This is a genomic window from Pseudomonas sp. S2_C03 (genome assembly GCF_054668405.1).
The window spans coordinates 959,873-983,737 of the sequence record NZ_CP162766.1; the positions used below are offsets into that span (position 1 = coordinate 959,873).

General features: G+C 61.8%; 16 protein-coding genes. 10 read left to right on the plus strand and 6 right to left on the minus strand.

Features of this window, described 5'->3' with window-relative positions; translation table 11 throughout:
- Positions 1-132: 132 nt before the first annotated feature.
- A complete protein-coding gene (gene pvdP / locus AB4N64_RS04310; RefSeq protein ID WP_460122267.1) occupies positions 133-1,761 on the plus strand; it encodes a pyoverdine maturation tyrosinase PvdP in 1,629 nt (542 codons plus the stop codon).
- Positions 1,762-1,896: 135 nt separating this feature from the next.
- Here the strand turns inward: pvdP and AB4N64_RS04315 are convergent, their stop codons facing one another.
- The 3 genes from AB4N64_RS04315 to AB4N64_RS04325 are packed head-to-tail and all read right to left on the minus strand — an operon-like array spanning position 1,897 to position 6,445.
- Positions 1,897-3,291, minus strand: a complete 1,395-nt coding sequence (locus AB4N64_RS04315) for an efflux transporter outer membrane subunit (protein WP_460122269.1) — start codon at positions 3,289-3,291, stop codon at positions 1,897-1,899.
- 7 nt (positions 3,292-3,298) lie between these two features.
- Positions 3,299-5,272: a MacB family efflux pump subunit gene (locus AB4N64_RS04320; protein ID WP_460122270.1), complete on the minus strand. Its 1,974-nt coding sequence runs from the start codon at positions 5,270-5,272 to the stop codon at positions 3,299-3,301.
- Positions 5,273-6,445 (minus strand): efflux RND transporter periplasmic adaptor subunit, encoded by a 1,173-nt coding sequence (locus AB4N64_RS04325; protein ID WP_460122272.1) that lies wholly within the window; start codon positions 6,443-6,445, stop codon positions 5,273-5,275.
- Positions 6,446-6,768: 323 nt separating this feature from the next.
- Here AB4N64_RS04325 and AB4N64_RS04330 point away from each other — a divergent pair, with 323 nt between their 5' ends.
- The 8 genes from AB4N64_RS04330 to AB4N64_RS04365 all read left to right on the plus strand — a co-directional run bounded on the left by AB4N64_RS04330 (position 6,769) and on the right by AB4N64_RS04365 (position 19,109).
- Complete coding sequence (locus AB4N64_RS04330; protein WP_460122273.1) at positions 6,769-7,248, plus strand: sigma-70 family RNA polymerase sigma factor; 480 nt, start codon at positions 6,769-6,771, stop codon at positions 7,246-7,248.
- 138 nt (positions 7,249-7,386) lie between these two features.
- Positions 7,387-8,724, plus strand: coding sequence for a lysine N(6)-hydroxylase/L-ornithine N(5)-oxygenase family protein (locus tag AB4N64_RS04335; RefSeq protein ID WP_460122275.1), 1,338 nt, complete (start codon positions 7,387-7,389; stop codon positions 8,722-8,724).
- A 517-nt stretch (positions 8,725-9,241) separates the two neighbouring features.
- On the plus strand, positions 9,242-11,944 hold the full coding sequence (gene mgtA, locus AB4N64_RS04340; RefSeq protein WP_460122277.1) for a magnesium-translocating P-type ATPase: 2,703 nt from the start codon (positions 9,242-9,244) through the stop codon (positions 11,942-11,944).
- 163 nt (positions 11,945-12,107) lie between these two features.
- Positions 12,108-12,521: a response regulator gene (locus tag AB4N64_RS04345; protein ID WP_460122279.1), complete on the plus strand. Its 414-nt coding sequence runs from the start codon at positions 12,108-12,110 to the stop codon at positions 12,519-12,521.
- A 108-nt stretch (positions 12,522-12,629) separates the two neighbouring features.
- Positions 12,630-13,256, plus strand: coding sequence for a response regulator (locus AB4N64_RS04350; protein ID WP_460122281.1), 627 nt, complete (start codon positions 12,630-12,632; stop codon positions 13,254-13,256).
- Entirely contained in the window at positions 13,257-16,499 is a 3,243-nt protein-coding gene (locus tag AB4N64_RS04355; protein ID WP_460122283.1) for a transporter substrate-binding domain-containing protein, read from the plus strand. It begins immediately after the preceding gene.
- Between the two features lie 198 nt (positions 16,500-16,697).
- Entirely contained in the window at positions 16,698-17,564 is an 867-nt protein-coding gene (locus AB4N64_RS04360; RefSeq protein ID WP_460122285.1) for a pirin family protein, read from the plus strand.
- Positions 17,565-17,666: 102 nt separating this feature from the next.
- The gene (locus AB4N64_RS04365; RefSeq protein WP_460122287.1) at positions 17,667-19,109 is read left to right on the plus strand and encodes a mechanosensitive ion channel domain-containing protein; all 1,443 of its coding nucleotides are present in this window, start codon (positions 17,667-17,669) and stop codon (positions 19,107-19,109) included.
- A gap of 109 nt (positions 19,110-19,218) precedes the next feature.
- Here AB4N64_RS04365 and AB4N64_RS04370 read toward each other — a convergent pair whose 3' ends face one another.
- From AB4N64_RS04370 to AB4N64_RS04380, 3 genes are all read right to left on the minus strand, one after another.
- Complete coding sequence (locus AB4N64_RS04370; protein ID WP_460122289.1) at positions 19,219-21,648, minus strand: TonB-dependent siderophore receptor; 2,430 nt, start codon at positions 21,646-21,648, stop codon at positions 19,219-19,221.
- Positions 21,649-21,747: 99 nt separating this feature from the next.
- Entirely contained in the window at positions 21,748-22,704 is a 957-nt protein-coding gene (locus tag AB4N64_RS04375; RefSeq protein ID WP_460122290.1) for a FecR domain-containing protein, read from the minus strand.
- A complete protein-coding gene (locus AB4N64_RS04380; RefSeq protein ID WP_460122292.1) occupies positions 22,704-23,210 on the minus strand; it encodes a sigma-70 family RNA polymerase sigma factor in 507 nt (168 codons plus the stop codon). Before AB4N64_RS04380 ends, AB4N64_RS04375 begins: the two co-directional genes overlap by 1 nt.
- Before the next feature lie 213 nt (positions 23,211-23,423).
- Here AB4N64_RS04380 and AB4N64_RS04385 point away from each other — a divergent pair, with 213 nt between their 5' ends.
- Complete coding sequence (locus AB4N64_RS04385) at positions 23,424-23,864, plus strand: carboxymuconolactone decarboxylase family protein (protein WP_460122294.1); 441 nt, start codon at positions 23,424-23,426, stop codon at positions 23,862-23,864.
- Position 23,865 lies beyond the last annotated feature (1 nt).

Sequence of the window (23,865 nt, forward strand, 5' to 3'; positions counted from 1 at the left end):
GTGGCTGAGGGAGGAATTTAGTGTTTGTGCAGGCTTCATCGCGAGCCTGCTCGCGATGGCTTCTAAATTTAGCCGGGCAACGCTCGTTCTAGCTTGGATAAAGCCTGCTTCACGGCTGACACAGGTAGGGCAATGAAGATTTCTCGACGATGGTTCATGGCAGGCCTGGCGCTCACAGGCGCTGCGGTGCCGGCGGCTTTTTTCGGGCATCGTGAGTGGTCGAAACCGGACCCGACGATCACCCCCGGGGAGGCCACGGTCGAGCTGGCTGATGCCGCCGGCCAACAGTTGGCCAACGCGCTGCGCGGGGTCTGGGACATTCGTTTCGAAGGTTCGCATGCGGGGCTGGAAGGCTTGCCGTTGACCGGCCTGGAGCTGTTTCTTGATGTTGCCCAGCGTGGTCGCGGGCTGCGTGGCTTCCTCGACACCACCGAGCAATTGCGCGGTGACGCGCCACCGCGCTATCGGGTGATCGGCGATCTGGTACAGCCACAACCCACCGAACTGTATTGGCGCCTGTTCGACAGCCAGTCGAGCGACGACGCGCCCGTCTATGAGCTGGCGGTGGTGCTCGATGAAGTCTGGGCCGATTTCGGCAACGCCGGCAGCGGCACGCTTAGTGGCCGTCTGCTGCGCCTGGACCGGCCACTCGCCGAGCCGGAGCGGGACAATCGCTTCGTTGCGCGTAAACGCCTGTTCCCCGAGGCCCGTGAGCGTGTCGGCCTGAGTCCGACGCTGCTGGCCTGGCTGGTGTCCCCCGAGCATCGGTTGTTCCATCAACTTTGGCACGCAAGCCGGGACAAATGGCACCGCCTGTCCGAAGACAAGCGCGATGCCTTGCGCGGCATCGGCTGGCAGCCCGGTCCACGGGGCCAGGAACGCGATGCTCGAGGGGATCGCAAGGACCGCAATGGCTCGGGCATCGACTTTTTCTTCATGCACCGGCACATGCTCGGCACGGCGCGTTCGATGCAGGATTTGCCTTCGTGGTCGAGCTTCCCCATGCCCCAACCGGAGCTGGAGCGGGATCGCCAGGGCTTCGCCCGCTACTTCGACAATCATGACGGCGCGGCGCTGCCGCCCACCTGGCAGGCCGCCGAAGACACCGAGTACACGCAGTGGGTCAGCGACATCAAGACCGCCGAGACCTACCACAGCAATTTCGAAGTCTGGGAGTCACGCTACCGCGACCCACGTTACCTCTCGAAAATGACCCTGGGGCAGTTCGGATCGGAAGTCGAGCTGGGCTTGCATGACTGGCTGCACATGCGCTGGGCCTCGGTGCCACGCGATCCGTCGAATGGCCAGCCGGTGCCGTTCGCCCGGGATCCGGCGGATTTCGCGGCGCGCTGGTATGCGCCGGAAAATGATTTCCTCGGCGACCCGTTTTCTTCCCACGTCAATCCGGTGTTCTGGCAGTTCCACGGCTGGATCGACGATCGCCTGGAAGATTGGTTTCGCGCCCATGAGCGTTTCCATCCGGGGGAAGTCAGTCGGTTGCAGGTCAATGGTGTGCCGTGGTTTGCGCCGGGGCGCTGGGTCGAGGTGGCTGATCCCTGGCTGGGGCCGGATACCCACGGATGCAGCACCACACCAGGTTTGCAGGTGGGCAAGTCGATGGAGATGGACCCCGAGACCATGAAACTGGCGTTGCGGATTACCTTTATCGACGATGAAGAAAAACTGGCCGGGTTGTTCCGGCGTGTGCCGCAGCGGCCTTGGTATGCGCGGCATTTGAAGGTGAATCCGATCAGCAGCTAGGCGTGGGACCGCGTTATCGTTCATCGCGGGCAAGCCCGCTCCCACAGGGACTCGGTTAGTCACACATTATGTGAACACCTGAGGTATCTGTGGGAGCGGGCTTGCCCGCGATGGCGGCCTGACAGTCACCGCCAATCACAGCGCCTGCCACCCACCCCCAAGCGCCTTGTACAACGCCACACTCGCCTGCAACCGCGCCAACCGCAATTGCACATTCAAATCCTGCGCTGCATACAGCGTGCGCTGCGTTTCCAGCACCGTCAGCAAATCCTCGGCCCCGGCCTGATATCGACTCTGGGCGATGTTGAAGGCGGTCTGCGCCTGGGTCAGTTCCTCGCTTTGCCATTGACGTTGTTCATCCAGCCCACGAATGCTGTTCAGTGCTTTTTCCACGTCGGCGAAGCCGTTGATGATGCTGGCGCGATAGTTTTCCAGAAGCTCTTGCTGCCGGGCGCTGGCCTTGTCGCGCTCGGCACCCAGCCTGCCGTTGTTGAAGATCGGCGCAACGAGCCCGGCCGTGAGGTTGTAGAACGGGCTGCGCAAGATATCGGAAGCGGTGTTGGCCCCCGAACCCAGGTTGGCGCTCAGGGTCACGGTTGGCAGCATGGCCGCGCGGGCGACGCGCACGTCGGCCTGAGCCGCCGCCAGTTGGGCTTCGGCGCGGGCGATGTCCGGGCGTCGGCTGAGCAGGTCGCTGGGTACGCCGCTGTCGACGGTGGGCCATTGCAATTGGTCGAACGTCTCTTGCAACGGCGGCAATTCCTGCACCGGGTGGCCGAGCAGGGCGGCGAGGCTGATCCGGGCGTCCACCGCCTGTTGTTGCACCGTTGGCAATTGCCGTTGCTGGGCGGCCACAAGGCTCTTCTGTTGCGCCAGTTCCAGGGCCGTGGCCGAACCTGAATCAAAACGGGTCTGCACCAGATTCAGCACGCGCTGGGCGTTGGCCAGGTTCAGTTCGGCGATGCGCCGTTGTTCGTGCAGGGACAGGGTTTGTGCGTAAGTGCTGGCCACGCCGCTGAGCAAGGTCAGCTCCACCGTGGCCTGGTCGAACTCGCTGGCCTGCAAGCCGAAGCGGGCGCTGTCGCGCGTCGCACTTTGGCCACCCCAGAAGTCGAGTTCATAGCTGGCGGTGAGGCTGGCGTCGAAGTAGTCAACGGCCTTGTTGCTGTCGTCGACGTCGAGCTGGTTGTAGCCGTTGCCGCGTAGCAGCTTCTGACGGTTGGCGTTGGCGGCGCCCTTGATTTCGGGCAGTTGCGAGCCGCCGGCGATCACGGTGCCGGCCTGGGCCTGGCGCACCCGGGCGACGGCGGCGGCCAGGTCGAAGCTGCCGGCCCGGGCCTGCTCGATCAGGCGGTCGAGCTCGGGGCTGCCGAAGCGGCTCCACCATTGGGCGTTGCTGCGAACCGCCTGGGCAATGTGCGGCGACTGCCACGCGGCGGGCGCGACGATGCCGCTGTCCGGGCGCGGGACATTATTCCCGCAGGCGCTGAGCAGCAGGCACAGGGTCAACAGGCTGAGACGCGGTTTCATAGGTCGATCATTCACTGGTAAGGGCCGTGACCGGGTCGAGCCGGGCAGCTTTGCGGGCCGGCATGAAGCCGAAGACAACACCGGTGACCAGCGCGCAGGCGAAGGCGCCCAGCACGGCCACCACGGAAAAGGCTACGGCGACTTCGCTGAGGATCAGCACGCCGCCGACGATCAGCGCCAGGGCGATCCCCGCGAGGCCGCCCACCACCGAAAGCATCACCGCTTCGGTGAGAAACTGGCGCAGGATGTCCCGCTGCCGGGCGCCGGTGGCCATGCGGATGCCGATCTCGCGGGTGCGTTCGCGTACGGTCATGAGCATGATGTTCATCACGCCGATCCCGCCCACCAGCAACGAGATCGCGGCAATCGACCCGAGCATCAGCGACAGGGTGTTCTGGGTCCGTGCCTCGGCCTGGATCATCGCGGCATTGTTGGTCAACTCGAAGTCTTTCTTGCCGTTGTGCAGGCGCAGCATCAGTTGCTCGATGGCGGCTTCGGTTTCCTTGACCTTGCGCGCATCGGCGGCCGCGATCGCCACATATTCCGGGTTGTGGGTGCCGAACAGGCGCACGCTGGCGGCCGAGTAGGGCACGGCAATGCGGTCGTCGCTGTCGGAATCGCCGGAGCTGGCGCCTTTTTCCGCGAGCACACCGACCACCTGGAACGGCACGTTTTCAATCAGGATGTACTGGCCGATGGGGTTGGCGACATCCTTGAGCAGCTTGTTGCGTACCTTGTGGCCAATCACCGCGACGGCTGCGGCGCTCTGTTCGTCGGCAGCGGTGAAGTAGCTGCCTTCGACCACGGGCCAGTTGAAGATGGCCGGGAAGTTGGTGTCGTTGCCGCCGACGTAGCTCATGTGGTCGAGGTTGCCAAAACGCACGCCGGCCTCGGCGCCGTTGACCGGCATGATGCGCATCACTTGCGGCAGGCTGGCCAGTGCCGCGACGTCATCGAGGGTGACGATGCCTGGCGGGGTGCGTGGGTTGGGGGCCGAGCCGCTCAGGTAGATGATGTTCGAGCCAAAGGCACCCATTTGCGCCATCACCTGTCGTTTGCTGCCTTCACCAACGGCCAGCATGACCACCACCGACGCTACGCCGATGATGATGCCCAGCAGCGTGAGTGCGGTACGAAAGCGGTTGATCCACATCACGCGCCAGGCCGCGTGTACCGCGTCCACCACCTCGCCTTTCCAGGCACCGGTCGCCTCCGCGCCTTCGCTCAGTCGCTTGCGCAGGTCGACGGCTTGCAGGGCGCCGGGATTGGCCGAGTGTTGCGCGTCGGGATTGCCCTGGGCGCTGTCGCTGATGATCAGGCCGTCGCGAATCTCGATGATGCGCTTGGCCCGCGCCGCCACTTCACGATCGTGAGTGATCAGAATCACCACGTGGCCCTGGCTTGCCAGTTCATCGAGCAAGGCCATGACTTCGGCGCCGCTGTGACTGTCGAGGGCGCCGGTGGGTTCGTCGGCGAGAATGATGTGGCCGCCGTTCATCAGCGCACGGGCGATGGACACCCGTTGCTGCTGGCCACCGGACAGTTGATGCGGGCGATTGCCGGTGCGAGAGGCCAGGCCCAGGCGGTCGAGCAGGGCGGCGGCGCGGGCGTGGCGTTCGGCGGCCGGGATGCCGGCATAGATCGCCGGCATCTCGACGTTTTCCTGGGCCGAGCCGGACGGGATCAAATGGTAGCCCTGGAACACAAAACCGAAGGCCTCGCGACGCAGCCAGGCCAATTCGTCGCTGCCCAAGGCCGCGACGTTTTCCCCGGCGAAGCGGTATTCACCCGAGGTGGGGCGATCGAGGCAACCGAGGATGTTCATCAGTGTCGACTTGCCGGACCCGGAGGCGCCGACAATCGCCACGAATTCGCCGGCATGAATCGACAGATCGATGCCGCGCAACACGTGAACCTCTGGCGAATCGCCGCCGCCGTAGGCTTTGCGAATGTCCTGCAGTTCGATCAGGGGCGTCTGCATTCAGCCGCCACTCCCGTCGGCCGGGCCGATCAGCAGGTGATCGCCTTCCTGTAGCCCGTCGAGAATCTGTACTTTCAGGCGGTCGCTGATGCCGGTACGCACGGTGCGTTGTTCGATGGCGCCGTTTTTCGCCACCACGTTGGCAGTATGGCTGTGCGGTTGCGCACTGCCCTGCAAAGCGGCTATCGGCGCCGTTAGCACGTTTTTCGCCTGGTTGGAGACAAAGAACACCTGGGTGGTCATTTCCGCCATCAGTGCGTTGTCGGCGTTATCCACATCCAACAGCACGGTGTAGAGCACCACGCGACCGGTGCCGCTCTTGCTGGTGCTGGCCGGGCTGCCACCGCCCTGGCTGGTCTGGTCAAGCGGCTTGGGCGGGATCGGCAGTATCTGCCTCACCGTGCTGCTCCAGCGCCGATTGCCGCCACTCAAGGTGGTGAACCAGGCGGTCATGCCCGGTTTGACGTGGCCAATGTCGGCCTCCGACACCTCGGCCCAGACCGTCATAGGCGACAATTTGGCGATGCGCAGGATCAGCGGCGTCTGTTGTTGCGCGTTGAGGGTCTGGCCTTCGCGGGCGTCAAGGGCGACCACGGTGCCACTCATGGGCGCATAGATTCGGGTGTAGCCAAGTTCCGCCTGGTCGCGGCGCAGGCTGGCCTGAGCCTGGCGGATCTGCGCCTGGAACATGTCGATACGCGCTTGAGTGGTGCGCAGCTCGGCCTGGGCAGTCTGCACGTCTTCGTCGCGGGTCGCACCGCCAGCGGCGAGATTCTGTTGGCGTTTGTACTTTTGCTGGGCGAGATCGTGCAGGGCCCGTTGCTCCTGGAGCTGGGCCTTGAGGTTATCGATGGAAAAGCGTCCTGCGTCGAGCTTGGCCTGTTGCGTGGACGGGTCGATTTCCACCAGCAACTGGCCTTCCTTGACCACGTCGCCGACTTCCACGTGGATCTTCTGGATCTGGCCGGATGCCTGGGCGCCGACGTCGACATAACGTCGTGGTTGCAGGGTGCCCAGGGCGGTGACGCTGCTTTCAATGTCACCGCGCCCGACCTGCACCGTGGCGTATTGATCACGGCCCGGTGGCAGCACCTGCCAGGCTGACACGGCAATGATCGGGATCAGACAAAGCGCGACAAGCAGGGCGCGTCGGGCGTGACGGGGACGTTTCATGCGGTGTTCCGGCCAATGGAGTTCGGCCCGTCATGCAGGCTGCGCGCAAAATCGGCGACACGGCGAACGCTGTCGGACGGCCGACAGAAACGGGGGCTGTCCTGTAAACGATGGAATCGCGAAGGAATTTAACCGCAGACACACAGAGTTACAGGTGTGTAGGAAATGACGATTCGGTAGGCAAACTCAAACAACACTTTAAATCTATATGAGAATTACTATAAATTACACCTTAGAATTGCCACTATCGTGCCACTGCCTATTGGGCGGTTGCGGGTCTGGCGCAAGGACAGATGTCGCATGCGTGCGGCCGGGAGTCATGGTTGGAAAACTACTACCGCGAGCTGGTGTGTTTCCTCAACGCCAAGCTGGGCAACCGTCAGGTGGCCGAAGATGTGGTGCATGACGCTTATCTGCGAGTCCTGGAGCGTTCCAGTAACACGCCGATCGAGCAGCCCCGGGCATTTCTCTATCGCACTGCGCTCAATCTGGTGATCGACGAACATCGGCGTAACGCCCTGCGTCAGGTCGAATCGCTTGAGGTGCTCGACAACGAAGAGCGCTATTTCATCCCATCCCCTCATAACAGCCTCGATCACGGCCAGCGCCTCGAGATGCTTCAGCGCGCCCTGGCCGAATTGCCGAAGCCTTGCCGCGAGAGCTTCCTGCTGCGCAAGATCGAAGGTTTGTCGCACCCGGAAATCGCCGAGCGCCTGGGGATTTCCCGGGCGCTGGTGGAAAAGCACATCGTCAACGCGATGAAGCATTGCCGCGTGCAGATGCGCCAGTGGGAGGCGCACTGATCGCACGCCAGTCGGATTAAATTTTATTTCACTGTCCTCGTTCTCTATCAACAGACGACTTGCAGTTCTGCTCCGGGCAGATCAAGTCATTGAGGTTTAATCCCCGCGGTTGAGCGGTTCATCCAGAGGACACTGGAAATGACACAGGCAATTGCATCGCCCCTCGTTCACGACCTGATCGGTGTGGGTTTCGGCCCCTCGAACCTGGCCCTGGCCATCGCCTTGCAGGAACGTGCCGCGAGCCAGGGCGCGCTGGATGTGCTGTTTCTGGACAAACAGGCCCACTATCGCTGGCATGGCGACACCCTGGTGACCCAGAGCGAATTGCAGATTTCGTTCCTCAAGGACCTGGTGACCCTGCGCAACCCGACCAGCCCGTACTCCTTCGTCAATTACCTCAAACAGCACGGGCGTCTGGTGGATTTCATCAACCTGGGTACGTTTTACCCATGCCGGATGGAGTTCAACGATTACCTGGGCTGGGTCGCCGGCCAATTTGCCGAGCAGAGTCGTTACGGCGAAGAAGTGCTGACCATCGAGCCGGTGGTGCACGGCCAGCAGGTTGATGCATTGCGGGTGATCTCGCGGGATATCCAGGGCCAGCAGCATGTGCGCAGCGCCCGCTCTGTGGTGGTCAGTGCCGGTGGTACGCCGCGTATTCCCGAGGCGTTCAAGGCGCTGAAGGATGACGGGCGGGTTTTTCACCACTCACAATACCTGTCCCGGATGGCCCAGCAGCCGTGCGTGAACAACCAACCCATGAGCATTGCGATCATCGGTGGCGGGCAGAGCGCAGCGGAAGCTTTCATCGATTTGAACGACAGCTTCCCGTCGGTGCAGGTCGACATGATTCTGCGTGGCTCGGCACTGAAGCCGGCGGATGACAGCCCGTTCGTCAACGAGGTGTTCTCGCCGGAATTCACCGACCTGGTGTTCCAGCAGGACAGCAGCGAGCGCGAACGCCTGGTCAACGAGTACCACAACACCAATTATTCGGTGGTGGACCTGGACTTGATTGAACGCATCTACGGCATCTTCTACAGGCAGAAAGTCTCGGGCATCGCCCGCCATGCGTTCCGGACCCTGACCACGGTCGAAAAGGCCACCGTCACCGCGCGTGGCATTGAACTGGTGGTGCGCAACAACGCCACCGGTGACGTGACGGCCCGGCAGTACGACGCGGTGGTGCTCGCCACCGGATACGAGCGGCAGATGCACCGCCAGTTGTTGGCGCCGCTGGAAGAGTATCTGGGTGACTTCGAAGTGGACCGCCATTACAAACTGATCACCGACGAGCGCTGCAAGGCCGGCCTCTACATGCAGGGCTTCTGCCAGGCGAGCCATGGCTTGAGCGATACCTTGCTGTCTATCCTGCCAATCCGTGCCGATGAGATTGCCGGGTCGCTGTATGAGCACGGCAAGCATCGCGGGCATGGGCGGTCGGTGGCGGATTTGTTGTTGGCCACTGCCAGCTGACAATTGCGACGCCATCGTCGGAACGCCGCCCGGAGCCAGCTCGCTCCTACAGGTTTGTGGTGAACACCCCCACACTGTAGGAGCGGGCTGGCTCCGGGCGGCGTTCCGACGATGGGGCCCTCACAATCACCCCAAAATCCCCATTCCTGAACCCTCCCTGAAGAACCCCGCAATTCCCCCACCGACTCCCAAACCTTCGTTTACTCTCCATAAATCGGGGCGTAAGCTTCGCGCGTTTTCATCAATTGCGGAGACCCACAGTGGGTACTTGTTCGAGTGACAGTAGTCGGCCGGTTTTAGTAACCGGCAATTTCCCGGCAAGATAACGCACTGATTTTCCGTGCCGTCGTCTCGCCGTAAAAGCGAGCAGCGGCATCCCGATACCTGGCCGGTCCCGGCCTGGTTCCCGACGTCCTCTCATCGACGCTGAACCCTGCGTGATTTCGACTGCGGTCGTTGTCGCGGCGCTCTTGCACGCCCGCTCGAAGGTTTCCCGGCCCAACCTGGGGGAACTGCCATGAACCTGACCCTGCTCAAGGAATTCTTCGCCGGATTCCTGCGCACTCGCCACTTTGCCCGCCACTTCCGGCGACTGGCATTGCTGGAAACCTTCACCGACACCACGGTCAGCCGCGAGGTGCCGCCCACCTTGGCGCAAACGCTGGTGAGCGCCGCCAACAGCGACACCGGTGCAGTGCTGGCGCAGCTCGGCAGCCATACCGATGGCCTGAGTGAAACCGAGGCCGATACGCTTCGCGAACAGTTCGGCTTCAACGAAGTCGAGCACGAGCAACCGCTGCCGTGGTGGGTGCACTTGTGGCATTGCTACAAGAACCCGTTCAACCTGCTGCTGACCTTGCTCGCGGTGATTTCCTGGCTCACCGAGGACTTGAAAGCCGCCATCGTGATTTTCTCGATGGTGGTGCTGTCCACGCTGCTGCGCTTCTGGCAGGAAAGCAAATCCAACCAGGCGGCCGACGCGCTCAAGGCGATGGTCAGCAACACGGCCACGGTGATGCGTCGTGATGCGCTGCGCACGGAGGTGCCGATCAAACTGCTGGTCCCAGGCGACCTGATCGTGCTGTCGGCTGGCGACATGATTCCCGCCGATTGCCGGATACTCAATGCCAAGGACTTGTTCGTCAGCCAGGCGGCCATGACCGGGGAATCGATGCCGGTGGAGAAATTCCGCCACCAGCAGGACGCCGACACCCGCAATCCGCTGGACCTGGACAACATTCTGTTCATGGGGACCAACGTGGTCTCGGGCACGGCGATTGCGCTGATCCTGACCACCGGCAACAGCACGTATTTTGGCGCGCTTGCCCAGCGGGTCGGGGCGACGGATCGTGCGCCGACGTCGTTTCAGACCGGGGTCAATAACATCAGTTGGCTGCTGATCCGCTTCATGTTCGTCATGGCGCCGCTGGTGCTGTTCATCAACGGTTTCACCAAGGGCGACTGGACCGAGGCGCTGCTGTTCGCGCTGTCGATTGCCGTGGGCCTGACCCCGGAAATGTTGCCGATGATCGTCACCTCGACCCTGGCCAAGGGCGCGGTCTTCCTGTCACGCAAAAAGGTCATCGTCAAGCGCCTGGATGCGATCCAGAACTTCGGTGCCATGGACGTGCTGTGCACCGACAAGACCGGCACCCTGACCCAGGACAAAATTTTCCTCGCGCGCAATGTCGATGTCTGGGGCAACGACAGCGATGACGTGCTGGAAATGGCCTACCTCAACAGCTACTACCAGACCGGATTGAAAAATCTGCTGGACGTTGCGGTGCTTGAACACGTCGAGGTCCACCGGCAATTGAAGGTGGGGACGGCATTTCGCAAGGTCGACGAGATCCCGTTCGACTTTACCCGTCGGCGCATGTCGGTGGTGGTCGCCGAACATGATCATTCGCACCTGCTGATCTGCAAGGGCGCGGTGGAGGAAGTGCTGGCGGTGTGCACCCGGGTGCGTCATGGCGTGGTCGATGAAGCGCTGAGCGATGACTTGCTGGCGCGGATTCGCCAGGTCACCGCCGCCTTCAATGCCGAGGGTTTGCGCGTGGTGGCGGTTGCCGCCCGGCCGATGCTCGAAGATCGCGACGCCTACAGCCTGGCGGATGAGCAGGCTCTGACGCTGATCGGTTATGTGGCATTCCTCGATCCTCCAAAGGAGAGCACCGCGCCGGCCTTGAAGGCCCTCGCCGCGCATGGCGTGGCGGTGAAGGTGTTGACCGGTGACAACGAGCTGGTCACCGCGAAGATCTGCCGGGAGGTCGGTCTGGAACAGCAAGGCCTGCTGCTGGGCAATGACATCGAGGGAATGACAGATGCCGAGCTGGCGTTGGTCGTGGAAACCACCAACGTCTTTGCCAAGCTGACACCCACGCACAAGGAACGCCTCGTCCGTTTGCTCAAGGGTAATGGCCATGTGGTCGGCTTCATGGGCGACGGCATCAACGATGCTCCGGCGTTGCGCACCGCCGACATCGGCATTTCGGTGGACAGCGCCGTGGACATCGCCAAGGAGGCGGCAGATATCATTCTCCTGGAAAAAAGCCTGATGGTGCTGGAGGAGGGCGTGCTGGAGGGGCGCCGCACCTTCGCCAACATGCTCAAGTACATCAAGATGACGGCCAGCTCGAACTTCGGCAACGTGTTCTCGGTGCTCGTGGCCAGTGCGTTCATTCCGTTCCTGCCGATGCTGCCGATGCACCTGCTGGTGCAGAACCTGCTCTACGACATTTCGCAAATCGCCATCCCGTTCGATAACGTCGATGAAGAGATGCTCAAGCAACCGCAACGCTGGCAGCCGACGGATGTCGGGCGGTTCATGCTGTTCTTCGGGCCGATCAGTTCGATCTTCGACATCAGCACCTTCGCCCTGATGTGGTACGTGTTCGACGCCAACACCCCGGACCACCAGACCCTGTTCCAATCCGGCTGGTTCGTGGTCGGGCTGCTGACCCAGACGTTGATCGTGCACATGATCCGCACGCCGAAGATCCCGTTCCTGCAAAGCCGGGCGGCCATGCCGCTGATGGCGATGACCGCGATTATCATGGCCGTGGGCATTTTCCTGCCGATGGGACCATTGGCGCATTACTTCAAGTTGCAGGCGCTGCCATCGCTGTACTTCGTGTTCCTGCCGGCGATCCTGCTCGCCTACATGGCGCTGACCCAGGCAGTAAAGGGTTTTTACATTCGCCGGTTTGGCTGGCAATAGGCGTTGGGTACGGGTCCTACCTGCCTGTGCGCAGGTGGGCTCCGGCACCTTGCAGGGCATAGCCGATTAGATACCGGGAATTTCGGAATAGTCCTACAGAAAGCTCTATGTCTCTTCCGTAGTCTTGCAGCCTTCCGAACTGAACTTCTTCTGGTGGTCCCGGTTGTCGAACAAAGCGTTACGTATCCTGATTGCCGACGAGCAACATTTTCAACGCATGCGAATCGAGCGCCTCTTCAACCAGCTCGGTTATTACCGGGTGGTGCCTGTGCACAGTCTGGCGGAGTTGCTGACCCTGGTCGATTACGGGAGCGTGCCCTTCGACCTTGTGGTCATCAACGCCTCGATGGCCCGGGGCGAGCTGAACCTGTTCGACTTCTTCCTCGATCATCCACAGGTTCATCACGCTTTGATCTATGGCGACGACGCCCCTCAGTCACCGCCTGTATCCGCTCGCGGACAGCAAAAAATTCACGTCATCGGGTCTGCGATGCCTGAACTGCCGTTCATTGAGCGATCAATGGCCGTTATTGAGTCGAGGCAACCGCTCGTCGGCACTGTCATTTCTGTCAGCTAGTCCTGCGCTTCGAGACATGCAAGAGTCTTCGCGCAGCACTGCGTCTAATTCGGGGTCTACCTTGGAGATTTTTTGTCCAAAGGTTGTGTATTTGCACAGGGAGTTGCCATGAGTTCAGTCGTGATAGCGGACGATCATCCGGTGGTTCGCGCTGCAGTCAGGATCCTGCTCAAACAGGAGGGATTCAGCCGGATCATCGAGGTATCCAGCGGCAACGAGGTGGTGCCGGCGATACGGGAGCACAAACCGGAGGTGGTGGTGCTGGATCTGGATATCCCCGGTCTCGACGGGCTGGGTGTGCTGGGCAGGATCCAGGCCAGCGACGTACGGTGTCGGGTCATTGTCTTCACCGGCCAGGATGCGGACTATTACCAGGAGCGTTGCATGCGTGCCGGTGCCGTGGCGTATGTGTCCAAGACCAACGACCTGCAACATCTGCACAAGGCTATCCATGCGGTCCGGGCCGGGTATTCCTATTTTATCCAGCTACGGTCCAGCTCGGTTTCGATGAGCGCGCTGGAACGCAGCGAAAAGGAGATGATCGACAAACTGTCGGATCGTGAGTTGACGATCTTCCAGCATCTGGCGAGGGGCAAGGGCAACAAGGACATCGCCGAACTCATGAACCTGAGCCACAAGACGGTCAGCACCTACAAGACCCGCGTGGTGGAAAAACTCAATGTGGAATCCAAGGTTCACCTGAGGGATTTCGCCAAACGCAATCATCTGATCTGAATGAACACATTACGCCGATACGGTTGTTCGATCGTCTTCTTCCTGGCGAGCGGCCTTTGGGCGGTCGGCGTGGGTGCGCAGCCACAGGTCCTCACGCTGCTGGGGCGCTCGAGCGTCGATGGCCATGACATCAAGCTCTCGGAGGCCGATTCACGCTGGTTGCAACAGAAAGGCCGACTGGTACTGGCCGTCACCGCGCCCGATTACCCCCCCTTCGACATCACCACCACCGGTTCCGACTACGAAGGCTTGACGGCGGACTACGCCGGCTTGCTCCAGCAACTTCTGCACGTGGACATCGTGGTCCAGCGCTACGCCTCTCGCGACGATGCGGTACAGGCCATCAAGCAAGGGACGGTCGATCTTCTGGGAACGGCCAATCGTTATGAGACCCAGGACCCGACGTTAAGCAAATCGAGCGCTTACGCCGACGATCAACCCGTACTGGTGACCCGCACCGACGCGACGCTTCCCCTGGACCCGGACCTGGCCGGCAAACGCCTGGCAATGTTGTACCACTACCTGCCCGAACAACAGGTGCGAGCGTTTTATCCCAAGGCCGATGTGCAACTCTTTCCTTCGACGCTGGGAGCCGTGGGTGCCGTAGCCTTCGGCCAGGCGGACGTGTTTATTGGCGACGCCATCAGCGCCCATCACCTGATCAGCAAGAATTACCTGAACAACGTGCAGCTGGCGGACTTTTCCCCCATGGAATCGGGGCGCTTCGCGTTCGCGATGGCCAGTGACAGCGTGCAACTCAAACGCATCGTGAACCAGGCGCTGGCGGCGGTTCCGACCAATGAACGCATCAATATCCTGCGGCGGTGGGGGGCCAGCGGTGCGTCCATTGCCGGCACCCAACCGTTGCAATTGAGCATGGCGGAGCAACGTTGGATCAAGCAGCATCCCCATGTGAAAGTGGCGATCAACGAAAACATGATGCCGATTTCATTTATCGACAGTGAGGGCAAGTACCGCGGCATCAGTATTGATGTGCTGGGTAAAATCAGTTTGCGTACCGGGTTGAAGTTTGACCTCCAGCCCGCCAGTTCAATCGCTGAAATGCTCGATCAGATCAAGACCGGACAGATCGACATCGTGGCGGGGGCAAGCCCCAGCATCGAGCGCGAAGCCGATCTGCGCTTCACCCGACCCTTCCTTACGAGCCCGAATGTGCTGGTGACTCGCATAGGACCAGACGGCCCCCGGACGCTGGATGAGATGGCGGGCAAGCGGCTGGCGGTGACCCAGGGCAACAGTGCCGGCGAGTTCGTTCGCCAGCACTTTGCACAGGTCGAGCTGGTCAATGCTCCCTTGACCGCGGACGGCATGGAAATGGTCGCGCAGGGCAAGACAGACGGCGCGATCAATTCGCTGATCAGCGCACGGATCATGATTTCCCGCCAGTACCGGGACCGATTGCAAGTGACCAGCACGGTCGGCACAGATCCGGCCCGCGCCACGCTGGCCACCGGCCGCGATGCGGTGGAGTTGCATTCGATCCTGGACAAGGCCCTGCTCAGCATCGCCCCGGAAGAGATCGATGAAATGACTGGGTACTGGCGCAACGACCTGATGGTCGAGCAGAGCTTCTGGTTGCGTCACCGCTTGAACATCCTCCAGGCCTTTGCCGGTGTTGGCGTCTTGCTGTTACTGGCGCTAGCCTGGATCGCCTGGCAGCGTCGCCAGATTCGCATGCGCCAGCAATTGCTCAGTCAATTGCAGGAAGCCAAGGAAGCGGCGGACGACGCCAATCGGGCCAAGACCACCTTCCTGGCAACCATGAGCCATGAAATCCGTACGCCGATGAACGCGCTGCTGGGTATGCTCGAACTGGCGCTCAAGCGTGCCGACGACGGCATCACCGACCGTGGCGCCATCGAAGTGGCGTCCAATGCCGGGCAACAGTTGCTGGCGTTGATCGGTGACATCCTGGACATCGCGCGTATCGAGTCCGGGCATTTGTCCCTGACGCCGGAACGGACCAACCTGCGCGCGCTGGTGGCATCGGTGTGCCGGGTGTTCGAGGGGCTGGCGCGCCAGAAAAACCTGGAGTGGCGTGTCGAACTGGACGAGCAAAGCGCCTGCGACGTACTGATCGACCCCACGCGCTTCAAGCAGGTGCTGTCCAACTTGCTGAGCAACGCGATCAAGTTTACCCGCCGGGGTGAAGTGAGCCTGCTCTTGCAGGTCGAACCTGAGAGCTCGGGCTATCTGGCGATTAGCCTGTGCATCGAAGACACCGGTATCGGTATCAGTGCGGCTGATCAACAGCGACTGTTCAGCCCCTTCGTCCAGGCCAGCAATACCCCGCAGTCCGGTCAGCAGGGCTCAGGCCTGGGGTTGGTGATCAGCCGAACCCTGTGCGAAATGATGGGTGGCCGGCTGCAACTCGACAGTGAAATGGGCCGGGGGACGCGGATCGATATCAGCCTCGAACTGCCGCTGTTGAAACCTGTTGCCAACAGCCAGTCACCCGAGCCGTCGGCGCCAGTACAGACACGTGCGTTGACGATCCTGGTGGTCGACGATTACCCGGCCAACCGGTTGTTGATGACCCGCCAGCTGAATTATCTGGGGCATCGTGTCACGGCGGCTGAAGAGGGTCGGCAAGGCTTCGAGAAGTGGAGCCAGGCAGCCTTCGATGTGCTGATCACCGACTGCAACATGCCGGTGCTCAGCGGCTATGAGATGACAGCAGCGATCCGCGAAAAGGAGCGTGAGCAAGGATTGCCACGCACCCTGATCCTGGGGTTCACCGCTAACGCGCAGCCCAGTGAAAAGGCGCGTTGCATCGAGGCGGGGATGGACGACTGCCTGTTCAAACCGATTCGCCTGGCGGACCTGGCCGCCTGGCTGGCCGCCAGATTCAGTGCGGAGCCCAGGGGGGCGAGCATCGAGTCGCCAGGCGCTTGTTCCGAAATAGACTTGAGCGGTCTGCAGCACTATGTCGGTGAGGATCATGAGCTGATCGAACAGTTGCTGCGCGACCTGGTGCTGAGCAACCGCACTGACCGGGAGGAACTGCTCAAGGCGCATGCCGCGCATGACGAGTCGGCCTTGAGTGCGCTGGCGCACCGCATCAAGGGTGGGGCGTTGATGGTCCGGGCGCAGACCCTGATCGAGTGCTGCGAGGCGCTGGAGCGTGCCTGCGGCGATGGTCGTGAGTCGCAAATCGATGGGGCCGTCGATCAGTTGCAGCAGGCCATGACATACCTGGAACATCGTCTCGCCCAAGGTTGATGATCAATCCCCGTTCGACGCGATGCCTTTGGGAGCCAAGCAAGTCTCGACGAATGTTTAATACGCAGAATTCGCGGGGCCTGCTCCTTTACCACTGTTCTCCCAGTAGAACGATGAAGCCTGTTTTCGCCGTCTAGCGCATCATTGGTTTGAGTTTTAAGCTTTATCCATGGGTCAAGCTACAGAATTGGAGAAAGCATGAAAAATATCATTGGCATCTACACCAGCCCGCGAACCCATTGGGTCGGCGACGGCTTCCCAGTGCGTACGCTGTTTTCCTACGACAACCTGGCTGAACATATCAGCCCGTTCTTATTGCTGGACCACGCCGGCCCGGCGCAATTCTCGCCCACCACCGAGCGACGTGGCGTCGGCCAGCACCCGCATCGCGGTTTTGAAACGGTGACCATCGTCTATGAGGGCGAAGTGCAGCACCGAGACTCCACGGGCAGCGGCGGCACGATCGGCCCGGGAGACGTGCAATGGATGACCGCTGCCTCAGGGATTCTCCATGAAGAGTTCCACTCTGATAGCTTCGCCCAAACCGGTGGCAACCTGGAGATGGTGCAGTTGTGGGTCAACCTGCCGGCCAAAGACAAGATGGCCGATCCGGGTTACCAGACGATTCTCGACGCCGACATTCCGAGCATCCCGCTCAAGGACGGGGCCGGCAGCCTGCGCCTGATCGCCGGTGAGTTCGACGGCCACACCGGTCCGGCGCGCACGTTCACCCCGGTGGACGTCTGGGACCTGCGCCTCAAGGGTGGCCAGTTGCTGACCCTCGATCTGCACGAGGGGCGCAACACGGCGCTGGTGGTGTTGCGCGGCACGGTGGAGGTCAACGGCGAGGCGCTGGTGCGCCAGGGGCAATTGGCGTTGTTCGAGCGTGACGGCAAGCAACTGAGCCTGGAAGCCAACGATGATGCCGTGGTGTTGTTGCTCAGCGGTGAACCGATCGACGAGCCCATCGTCGGCCACGGTCCGTTCGTCATGAACAGCGAGCAGGAAATTCACCAGGCGTTCGCGGATTTCCAGTCGGGGCGCTTCGGGCGGATGGGCGGTTGAGGCACGGTTGCCGAGCGCTGCACAAACCCGCATTTTTGTATTGCTCCAGGACCTGTGATTGCTCCTACACTGTGGCCATCCGTATCCGGCAGGAGCCGTTCGATGCTGTCACTGCTTACCAATCACCCGCTGATCTGTGCGCTGATCCTGATCCTGATCGACCTGGGGTTGTGGCGCCTGATCAGCGCCAATGGCAGCAACTGGAAACTGTTGGTGCGCCTGCTGATTTTTTCGCTGTTCAGCATTCTGCTGTTCAACGAAGGCTTGAACCCGCTGGAGCCGGCGCCGTGGGCCGATAATGTCCCGTTGCACCTGGCGGCCACCGGCTTGCAGATTGGCTGGTGGCTGTTCGGCGCGCGCACACTGACAGTACTGATCGGCGCGGGGATGATGCAGCGGGTCGGGCACACCGGGCGCCTGCTTCAGGATTTGCTCGGTGCGGTGATTTTCCTGATTGCGATCATTGCCGCGCTGGCCTACGTGCTCGACCTGCCGGTCAAGGGCGTACTGGCCACGTCCGGTGCGTTGGCGATCATCGTCGGCCTGGCCTTGCAAAGTACGCTCAGCGACGTGTTTTCGGGCATTGTGCTCAACACCACCAAACCCTATCAACTCGATGACTGGATCTCCATCGACGGCACCGAAGGCCGGGTCACCGATATCGACTGGCGGGCCACGCGCCTGCAAACATCCCAGGGCAGCATGGCGGTGATCCCCAACTCGCTGGCGGCCAAGGCCAAGATCGTCAACTTCAGCCGTCCCAGCGACATCTTTGGCGTGTCGATCAGTTTGCAACTGAGCCCCCACGCGCGTCCGCAAACGGTGATCGATGCGCTGGAACGTGCGGTCGAGGGCTGCCGGCATCTGTTGAGCAAACCCGCTCCGAGCGTTGCGCTCAAGGGATCGAGCGCTACCGGCGTGGAATATGAAATCAGCGGCTTCGTGGTTTCGATGGATCAGAAGCGCATGGTGCGCAACCTGCTCTTCGACCTTGCGTTCCGCCACTTGCAGGCTTCGGGCGTCAGCCTGCTGTCGAGCGTGGAGCCAAACACGTCGGCCGGCCTCTCACGACCACGGGCGTTGCTGGAAAGCTCGGCGATTTTCTCCACCCTGCGCCAGGAGGAAAAGGAAACCTTCAGCCAGCACATGGCCCTGCAGACCTTTCGTGCCGGGGAAACGATCCTGCCAGCCGGGGAGGTCAGCGATCATTTGTTTATCATCGAGTCCGGTGTCGTGACGGTCACGCTGGCCCGCGCCGGGGTCAAGTTTGAATCCGGGCGCATGGGACCGGGCGAGGTGATCGGTGAAGGCGGCATTCTGTCGGACACTTCGCTGCCGGCCGAATTCAGCGCCAAGACCGCTTGCAGTCTGTACCGGATCGAGAAGGATTACCTCAAGCCCTGTCTCGAGGCACGGCACGACATTGGCGAGGCAATGAAGGCGTTGCTCGATTACCGCTTGCATCGGGCGCAGACGTTGACCGAAGAAGTGCCGAAGGTGGCGGTGAAGAAGGGGTTTTTGCAGTGGTTGCGTAACCGGGCTTGAGCATTGATGGCGGCTGCGCGGATCGCTGGCAAGCCAGCTCCTACAATAAGAACGCCGAAGATTCTTGTGGGAGCGAGCCTGCTCGCGATGGCATCCACCCGATGTCAGTTCAAAAATCCACCGTCGCCGACACCTTCAGCGTCCGCGGCGTGCCCTGTGTCAGGTAACCCCCATAGGCCGAGGCCCAGTAGGCCTTGTTCGCAACGTTCTCCAGGTTGGCGCGCAAGGTGATTTCCTTGTCGTCGAACTTGAACGCATATCGCGAGCCGACATCAAAGCGGTTCCACGCCGGGATGCTCTGGGTATTGGCGGCGTTCAGATATTGCCCGCCAGTGCGCAACATCCGTGCGCTGAGCGCTGCACCTTCGATGCCAGGCACGTCCCAGTCGGCGCCAACGTTGAACTGGAAGCGTGGCACGCCGACCGCGCGGTTGCCGTCATTGACGCCGTTGGCACTGCCTTCGATTTCGGTTTTCATCAGGGTGGCACCGCTGAGCAGGCGCAAGCCATCGAGGGGTTCGCCGTAGAGGTTGAGTTCCACCCCCTTGTTCACCTGTTCACCGTCGACCCGGAAGATGCCGCTCTGGGTGTAGCTCGCCGGCTGTTCGATGCGGTACACACCCAGGCTGGCGCCGTAGCTGTCCATGTCCAGGCGCACACCGGCTTCGACCTGCTTGCTGCGTACCGGGGCGAAGGTTTCGTCGCGGTTGATGGCGGTGGTCGGTGGTGTCGGGCCCTTGGCCAGGCCTTCGATGCGGTTGGCGTAGAACGAAACGTGCTCCCAAGGCTTGATCACCAGGCCGTAGACCGGGGTAGTGATCGACTCTTCGTAGCTGGAAGTGCGCAGGCCGCTGGCGGTGGCCCAACCGTCGATTTTCATGGCCTGGCGGCGCACGCCCAGTGTCAGCAACACGCGATCGTCGAGAAAGCCCAGGGTGTCGGACACCGCAGCGCTGCGCAGGGTGTTCTTGCCGACGATGCGCGGATCGGAAATGTCGCTGGCAACCGAGGTGGCCGCCGGGCGAGGTTTGTCGGTGACATCATAGAGGTTGGTGTCGTACCGCGAGGCGGCGCCGATGGTCTCGAACGCCGAGCGCTGCTGGCCCCAGATGCCCGCCAGGCCGAAGTTCATCTGGTGGCTGACGGGGCCGGTGTTGAAGTGGCCATTGAGGCCGGTCATCAGGCTTTTGTTGTCTTCGTCGTGGGGCGGGTAGAGCATGCCGCCCTTGGCTGCACCGTTGAGGTTGGTCACGGTCAGCGACGAATACACGCCGTTTTCCCGGGTGTGCTTGGCGCCACCGGAGACATAGGCCGTCCAGTTGTCATTGAGGTCGTACTCGGCGCGGGCCATGCCGAAGGTGTCTTCCAGCTGCGAGTAGCTCCAGCTCTGCGCGTAACTGGCGTTGGCGTGAGGCACCTTGGGGGCCTTGCTCAGGGACGAGTCGACATAGATCACCGAACGGCCCTGGTTGATCACCTGTTTCTGGTAACCCAGGTCCGCCGAAAGCCGCAGGCGATCGCCGCGATAGTCCAGGCCGACACTGATCAGCGACGAGCGCCGGTCTTCGTCATCGACGGCGGTGTCACCTTCGCGTTGCATCAGGTTGACCCGCGCACCGAAACGGTTGTCTTCGCCAAAGCGCTGGCCCAGGTCCAGATGCCCGCCGACCTGGCCATCGGCGCTGTAATCGAGGGTTACGCTGCGGGTCGGTACATCGTTGGCGCGCTTGGGTTGCAGGTTGACGCCACCGCCAATCCCGCTGCCGCTGGGGGTGACGCCGTTGACAAAGGCGTTCGGACCCTTGAACAGGTCGACCCGCTCCAAGGCTTCAACCGCAACGATTTGTCTCGGCAGGATACCGTACAGGCCGTTGTAGGAAATATCGTCGGACACCAGCGGCAAGCCGCGAATCATGAACACCTGTGAAAAGTTGCCGAAGCCGGAGGACTGGCGCACTGAGGCATCATTGAGCAACACGTCGCCGATGGTCTGGGCCTGTTGGTCGGCGATGGTCTTGGCGGTGTAGCTGGTGACGCTGAAAGGCAAGTCCTTCAGCGCCTGATTGCCGAATATACCGACCTGCGCCACTTTGGCCACCTGGCCGCCGCCGTAGGTGTCGGCGTTGTCATCGCGCACAGCGTTTACGTTGGTGGCGCCCAGTTCCAGGGCGCCGTCGGCTGACACGCGCGGCGCTACCGTGTAACCGTTGCCGCCGGTGCTGATCAATTCAAAGCCGCTGCCTTCGAGCAATGTCGCGAAACCCGATTGGGCGCTGTAAGTCCCCTGCAGACCGGCACTCTGGCGGTTACCCAGTTGTGCCGGATCGAACGACAAGGGAACGCCGACCGCTACGGCAAATTGCGCCAGGGTCTGGCTGAGCAGGCCCGGTGCGATATTGACACTGCGGGTGGCATTTTCGCTGACGCTGTCGGCGGCCTGGCTGGTGACGGGCAACAACGCGGTAAAGGCCAGTGCGACGCTCAGACTCAGGGCCTTGAGCGGGAATTCGGCGGGGCAGTGCTGTAGCGTGGAAGTCATTCGGCGTTCCTGTCGAGCGCGTGGAATTGAAAAGGTCTATCCACACACCGAACGAAACGCAAAAAGGTATCAGGAGGCAGTGAAAAAAAAGAAGGCCACTCAGGCCCGGGGTTCGACCGACATCCAGTAGCGGGTCAGGCTGCTGACTTTCAGCGGCAGCGTGTCGCTGAGCAGGCGCAGGCTGGCGTCGGTGTCACGCAGGGAAAACGCTCCCGACACCCGCAACCCGGCGACATCGGCATGACACCGCAGGATGCCGGGACGGTAGCGGCTCAGCTCAGTGAGCAATTCATCCAGGCGCATGTTGTTGGCCAGCAACATGCCCTTGTCCCAGGCCAGGGCGCTGGTGTCGAAGCGTTCCACCGGGTCGAAGCGGTCGGACCGGAAGGCCTGGCGCTCACCGGCGTTGAGGGTCGAACTCTGTGACAACGACAGCGGCGTGACCTCCACCTGGCCGTCAAGTACGGACACCTGGCTTCGCGAGTCGTGGGTACGCACGCAAAACCGGGTGCCCAGCGCCCGGGCAATGGCTTGCGGGGTTTCGACGATGAAGGGGCGGGCGGCCGCGTCCCTGGCGGTGCTGATCAGCACCTCGCCGCCCAGCAGCGTGATGCGCCGCTCCTGGGGGGTGAAGGCGATATTCACGGACGAATGGGTGTTGAGCAGCAACTGGCTGCCGTCCGGCAATTGCACTTGTTTCTGTTCGCCCACGGCCGTGCGCTGATCCGGGTTCCATTGCTCCCAGGGCACATGTTGCGCGGCGATGCCCACGGGACCTGCCATCAGCAACAGACCCAGGCGCGCGAGCGTCTGCCGACGGCTGAGGCCTTCCTTGCGTGCCGCCCGTTGCAGGGTTTGCAGGGCCAGGTTGGGCGGTACGCTGCGAAATTCCCCGAGCAAGGCTTCAGCACGCTGCCATGCCTGGGCATGCTCTGCACTGCGGTTGCGCCATTGGGCGATGGCGTGGTGGTCGGACGGCGTGGCGCTGCCAGAGTGCAACTGCACCAGCCAGTCGGCCGCTTCGCCGAGGATTTGCGGGTTGATCATCGGGTTCATCAGGCGACACTCAGGCAGGCAACGAAGGCGGCGCGCATGTGCCGTTTGACGGTGATCAGCGACACGTCCAGGCGCTCAGCGATCTGCACGTAGGTCAGGCCTTCGATCTGCGACAACAGGAAGGTGTCGCGGGTGACCGCCGGCAGCTCGCGCAGCAGCGCTTCGATCCGCGTCAGGGTTTCGAGGATCAGCAGGCGGGTTTCCGGTGAAGGCACTTCGGCGGCAGGCAGTTGGGCGATGGTTTCCAGGTAAGCGCGCTCAAGGTCCTGGCGTCGCCAACGGTCGATGACCAGGCCTTTGGCGATGTGCGTCAGTAGTGCCCGGGGCTCACTGCCCAGTGGCTTGGTGACCTGGCGGGTTAGCAGGCGCAGGAAAGTATCGTGGGCGAGGTCGGCAGCATCGCAGCGATTACCGAGTTTCCGATGCAGCCAACCCTGCAGCCAACCGTGATGTTCGCTATAGAGGGTGTGAATTTGCTGGTTCGAAGCGTGCTCGGTTGACGGCATGGAAGGCGGCTACTCGATTCGGGCGTGCTGGCCTGACTGCAATTAAGAATTGATCGCATTCTAGTGGCGCAGGGTGACCGCTGGCAATTGGCCGATGGACTTTATTTTTTTCGCAGGCGCCAATGGCCTCCTCGACTTCGGGAGTATTGGATATTTGCGCAGCCTGCCCGCGGGATTAACGTAGCTGCACCCACTACCTCCCAGGAGCCCACCATGAAACCTCGTATCGATTTCTACACTGCCTCCCCTGATGCACTCAAAGCCATGATGGCCCTGGAGGGCGCCGTTTCGAAGCTGCCACTGGAAAAGAGCCTGATTGAGTTGGTCAAGCTGCGTGCTTCGCAAATCAATGGCTGCGCGTTCTGCATCGATATGCACACCAGCGATGCCCTTAAGGCCGGGGAAACCACGCGTCGTTTGTTCGGTGTCACCGCCTGGCGTGAAGCCCCGTTCTACACCGACCGCGAACGCGCTGCGCTGGCGTGGACCGAGTCACTGACCGAGCTGAGCCAGACCCACGCGCCGGATGATGTCTACGAGTACGTCGCCGCACAGTTCAGTCCCAAGGAAATGGTCGACTTGACCGTGGCGATCTCCACCATCAACAGCTGGAATCGCCTGGCGGTGGGCTTTCGTAAAACCCCTCAGGCGTGAC